The 5,051-nt window shown below is 74.1% G+C and carries 3 protein-coding genes; all 3 read right to left on the bottom strand.

Features of this window, described 5'->3' with window-relative positions:
• Nucleotides 1–30: 30 nt before the first annotated feature.
• Entirely contained in the window at nt 31–558 is a 528-nt protein-coding gene (locus NBW84_RS20360; protein WP_250286473.1) for a VOC family protein, read from the bottom strand.
• Between the two features lie 228 nt (nt 559–786).
• Complete coding sequence (locus tag NBW84_RS20355; RefSeq protein ID WP_250286472.1) at nt 787–3,387, bottom strand: outer membrane protein assembly factor BamB family protein; 2,601 nt, start codon at nt 3,385–3,387, stop codon at nt 787–789.
• A gap of 295 nt (nt 3,388–3,682) precedes the next feature.
• Nucleotides 3,683–5,051, bottom strand: a 1,369-nt coding sequence (locus tag NBW84_RS20350; protein ID WP_250286471.1) for an SGNH hydrolase domain-containing protein, incomplete at its 5' end; no start/stop codon positions are given.

Here is a 5,051-nt window from a genome sequence, read left to right as displayed (position 1 = left end):
GGCCCGGGCCCGCCGCGTCCGAGCCTCGCGTCAGACCGTGACGCCGAGCGGGACGGAGATCCCGAGGCCGCCGCGGGTGCCCGCGCCGTAGCGCGCCTTCTCCCTGGCGATGTCCAGCGGCCGGGTACCGGCGCGGTTCGCGACGGCCGCGGCGTCGTCGAGCAGGTGCGCGGGGACCACCCAGACGACCTCGAACTCCAGGCCGTCGGGGTCGTGGGCGTACAGGCTCTTGGTGGTGCCGTGGTCGGACGAGCCGACCAGCGCCCCCGCCGCGACGAGCCGGCGGGCCGCGTCCTCCAGGTCGGTAAGGGTACCGACCTCCCAGGCGATGTGGTACATGCCCACGGCCGACCGGCCGGCCGGCGAGCTGCCGGCGGCCGCGCCGAGCTCGAACAGGCCGATGTCGTGGTCGTTGGTGGAGTCCGGCGCCTGCAGGAAGGCGGCCCGGCCGGGGATCGTCATCGTCACCCGGAAGTCCAGGACGTCGGTGTAGAAGGCGGTGGTACGCGCGACGTCACGGACATAGAGGACGACGTGGTTGAGGCGGTGGATGCCCATGATCTCCTCCTCGGGCCGTTCGGCGCCCGGGCGCTGTCCGGTAGCGCCTGGCACGGTCGGGCACTGTCTGCGGTCGGGCGCTCGGCCGGACGCCGCCGTGCGGATGGCACCGTGCGGGCGGCATGCCGTTGAGCGTTCAACTATCTTGACGGTACCCCGTTCGTTCCCGCTGTGTCCGGGTTGTCGGGGACGATCTCGTGACCGGAATTTCACGACCGGGATCCGTGGTCACGGGCCGGCGCCGGTGGCCGCGTCCAGCGCGTAGACGTTGTGGTCCAGGCTGCCGACGTAGAGCAGGCCGTTCTCCACCACGGGTGAGGAGTCGTCCACCGGGGCCCGGGTGGCGAACTTCCATCGTTGCTCGCCGGTGACGATGTCCACCGCGTACACATAGCGGTCCCGGCTGCCCACGTAGACCAGATCGCCGGACACGGTGGGCGAGGAACGGATGCCGTTGCCGGTGTGGAACCGCCAGCGGGTCCGGCCGGTGTCCGCGTCCAGCGCGTACAGGTTGCCGTCGTCGCTGCCCACGTACAGCACCTTGTCCACCAGCGTGGGCGTGGAGACCACGCCGTTGTCCGCGGTGAACTGCCAGGTCGGGGTGCCGTCCGAGGTCTTCAGCGCGTAGACGTTGTGGTCGTCGGCGCCGATCCACAGCATGCCGCCGGAGACGGTGGGGGAGGAGTCGACGCTGCTGCCGGTGGTGCGCTGCCAGCGTTTCCGGCCGGTGGCCGCGTCCAGCGCGTAGATGTTGCGGTCGCGGCAGCCGACATATACCCCACCGCTGACTACTGTTGGTGACGAATTGAACCAGTCATCGCCGGTGAAGCGCCAGAATTCGCGGCCCGTGGCCGTGTGGACCGCGTACAGGTTGCGGTCACGGCAGCCGATATAGACCACCCCGTCGACCACGGTCGGAGAGGAGTGCATCACCGCCCCGGCGCGGAAGCGCCAACGCGGCTGCCCGTCCGTGACATCCACCGCGTGCAGGTAGGCGTCGTTGCAGCCGACGTAGACCGTGTCGCCGGCGACCGCCGGGGACGACGTGACCGCCCCGTCGGTGGCGTACCGCCAGCGTTCACGGCCGGTGACCGCGTCGATGGCGTACAGGTGGTGGTCGTTGCTGCCGATGTAGACCACACTCGCCTCGACCGCGGGGGAGGAGTACACCTCGTCACCGGTGGTGAAGACCCACGGCCGTGGGCCGGCGGCGCCATCGGCGCCATCGGAACCGAGCAGGCGCACCGCCCCCCACGTGCCCGCCCCGGCCGCCGCGGCCACGGCGATGGCGCCACCCGCCCGCAGCAGGGCCCGCCGGTGCGGCCGCGCAGGCACAGGCGCAGGCACAGGCGCGGGCGCAGGCCGGTCACCGGTGTGCTCCCGGTCCGCGTGGCCGGTACGACCCGTGTACCCACGGTCGGTGCGATCCGCGTGTTCGTAGTCGCTACGGCCCGCGTATCCATAGCCGGTGCGACCTGTGTGTTCCTGGCCGGCGCTGGTACCTGCCCGGCCGGCGCGGCCGTCCGATGAGGACGGCTCCCACGGTAACGGCGGTGTCGGCGAGAGCGGGGGGGAGTGCCGCCCCGGCGGGCTGGAGATCGGCTCCCGGGAGGTGGGCGGCGGCCCGGGCCGCGCCGGTGACCCCGGCGGCGTCCTGGTCAGGGCCGCGCTGTCCCGGTCGGCCGCGTCCGCCGGTATCCGGCGGTCCCGAGCCTGGTCCGTCTCGCCCTGTCCCATCCGGGCCTGTCCCGCTCCCGCTTGTACTCCGGGTGACCGTCCACCAGGAAGGGGTGGCTTTCTGTCGAGAGCAGATGGCTGTCCGCCAGAGACGGCTGGCTGTCCGCCGGGGCCGGACGGACCGGAGGAGCCGGACGGACCGGAGGAGCCGGCGGGCCTGTCCCGGGCGTCCGGGCGGTGCCCTCGCTCGTAGGCGTCCACCAGGTCGTAGACGGCGGGTGGCAGCCAGTGCTGCGCGCCGAAGCCGGTCGCCTGCTGCCAGCGTCTGTCGATCTCCTCCAGCAGGCGGTTCGGGGTGGGCCGGCGTGCCGGGTCACGCTGCATGCAGCGGCGGATCAGGTCGGTGAGCGCCGGTGGGAGGGCGGAGAGGTCCGGTGGCCGGGAGAGCAGCTGGGCCAGCACGTTGACCGGTGTGTCGCCGTGGTAGGCGGTGCGGCCGGTCGCCGCGTACAGCAGGGTGGCGCCGAGGGAGTACACGTCGGTGGCCGGGGTCACCGACGCGGTGTCCATGGCCTGCTCCGGGGACATGTAGTGCGGCGTCCCGATCACAGCCTGGGTGAGCTGCGCGCTGCCGACCGACGACCGGACCAGCCCGAAGTCGATCACCTTCGGGTTCTCCCGGGTCACCAGCACGTTCGACGGCTTGAGGTCCCGGTGGATCAGGCCCACCCGGTGGATGGACTCCAGCGCCTCGGCGATCCCGGCCGCCAGCCACAGCACCGCGTCGACCGGCAGCGGGCCGGCCCGGCGGACCAGCCAGGACAGCGACGGCGCGGGCACGTAGGCGATGGCCAGCCACGGCATCGCGGCGTCGGCGTCGGCGTCCACCAGTGACGCCGTGTACACGCCGCTGACCTGCCGGGCCGCGGCGGCCTCCCGGGCGAAACGCTCCCGGAAGCCGGGCTCCTCCACCATGTCGGCCCGCACCGTCTTGACCGCGACCAGCAGCCCCGAGCGTGACTGGCCCAGGTACACCCGGCCCATCCCGCCGCCGCCGAGTACGCCGAGGATGCGGTAGGGGCCGATCGTGCGCGGGTCCCGCGGCGTCAGGGCGTCACGCATGCTCTCGAAAGAGCTGTTCGTGCCCGTCACGTCCGCCTCCACCTGTTCGTCACAGCCGTCAACGTGCCTTTACGCCCCGCATCGCGGGGCGGCGTGCCTTTACGCCCCGCATCGCGGGGCGGCGTGCCACTGAGTACCGTGCCGCCGGACGCCGTGCCCCGGGCGGTCGTCCAGGTGATCGTTCCCCGGATGGTCGTCGTTGGAACGATTCTTCTCCTCCGCCCTCGACATCGCCCCCGACCGTGATGGCTCCTCCGGGCGTGGCAGCCGTCCGTTCCCTGGATGTGGTCGTCGTCCATGGGGGCGTGGTCGTCGTCGTGCCTGGTCAACGGCCCGCGCGCACCGGGGCCGTGCCTCCGGCGACGCTGGTGGGGGCCGGCAGCGCCGCCCGGCTGATCGTTGTCTCCAGCCACGGGGCGAGCTGGTGCATGCCAGCGGTGCTCAGGTGGACGGCGTCGATGTAGAACGGGCCGCCGGAGGCGGTACGGGTCCAGCAGCGGTCCTCCTGGCACAGCGCCGCGTCGATGTCGAGCGGCAGGACCTGCGGGTACCGGCCGGCGGCCTCGGCGATCAGCGCGTTGTAGCAGCGGCTGGACATCGGGTCGGTGTCCCCGGTGACACGGCGGCTGTTGGCCAGCAGCACCGGCCGGCCGGGAGCCTCCTGCTCCCACAGGCGCGCGGCCGCGGCCAGCCGCTCCCGGTAGACCTGCCGGTAGCCGACGTCGCAGGGGGAGACGACCGCGCTGCCCACCAGCCGCGCCGCCGCGTCCCCACTCAGGTCGACCAGCAGGACGCCGGGCCGGCTGGCGGCGATCTGGGAGCGCCAGTACCGGTCCCAGTGCGCGCAGTCGCGTGCCGGCACCGCCGGTGCCCGCGCCGATGCCGGCAGCTGGGCGTCGGCGCTGACGTGGGCCCGCGGCGTCGCCGGCGGTGGTGCCGGGAACAGCCCGCAGCCGGGCAGCGAGCCGTCCACCACCGGGTAGCGGCCGGAGCCGCGCCGGCCGGCCGCCGCGGCCAGATCACCGGCGAACGACCCGCCCAGCACCAGGACCACCGGCTGCCTGCCCGCCCGTGACCGCTGCTCGACCAGGCCGGGCAGCCATGCCCCACCGACCGCGACGGCGGTGTAGGCCACCGCCAGCACCGGGGCGGTCCAGCGCAGCGGCCACCGGCGCAGGCGCAGCCGGCCGACCAGCGCGTCCTGCAGCAGCAGCCCGAGGAGCGCGGCCAGCCCCCCGCCGACCACCAGCAGGGCATGCGGGCGGACCCGCGGGAACGCGGTCGCCAGCACCCAGAACAGCGGCAGGTGCAGGAGCAGAAGCGGGTAGCCCAGCCCGCCCAGCTCCACCGGCAGGCCCCGGCCGAGCAGCCACTGCAACGGGTTGTGACGGGCAGGTGCCGGCGGGCGGTCCACGCTGGCCAGCAGCAGCGCGCCGGCGCCGGCGGCGACGGCCGGGCCCCCGTTACGCAGCCAGCCGGCGGGGTACGCGGTGGCGATGATCCCGTCGGCGGCCAGCACAGCCAGTGCGATCGTCCCGGCCGCCGCCGCCCACCAGGAGCTCCGCGCCCGGACGGGGCCACCGGCGGCCGGGCCGCCGGCAGCGGCCGGCGCCGTCACCGACTGGGTGAACGCCGACGGGGTGTGCTGGGCCTGCGCGTCGTGGGCCCGTTCCGCGCGGCGGGCCCGCGCGGCC

The sequence above is a fragment of the Protofrankia sp. CiP1_Cm_nod2 genome (assembly GCF_920664355.1).
Lineage (GTDB): Bacteria > Actinomycetota > Actinomycetes > Frankiales > Frankiaceae > Protofrankia.
This window is presented reverse-complemented; position numbering and strand designations above follow the sequence as displayed.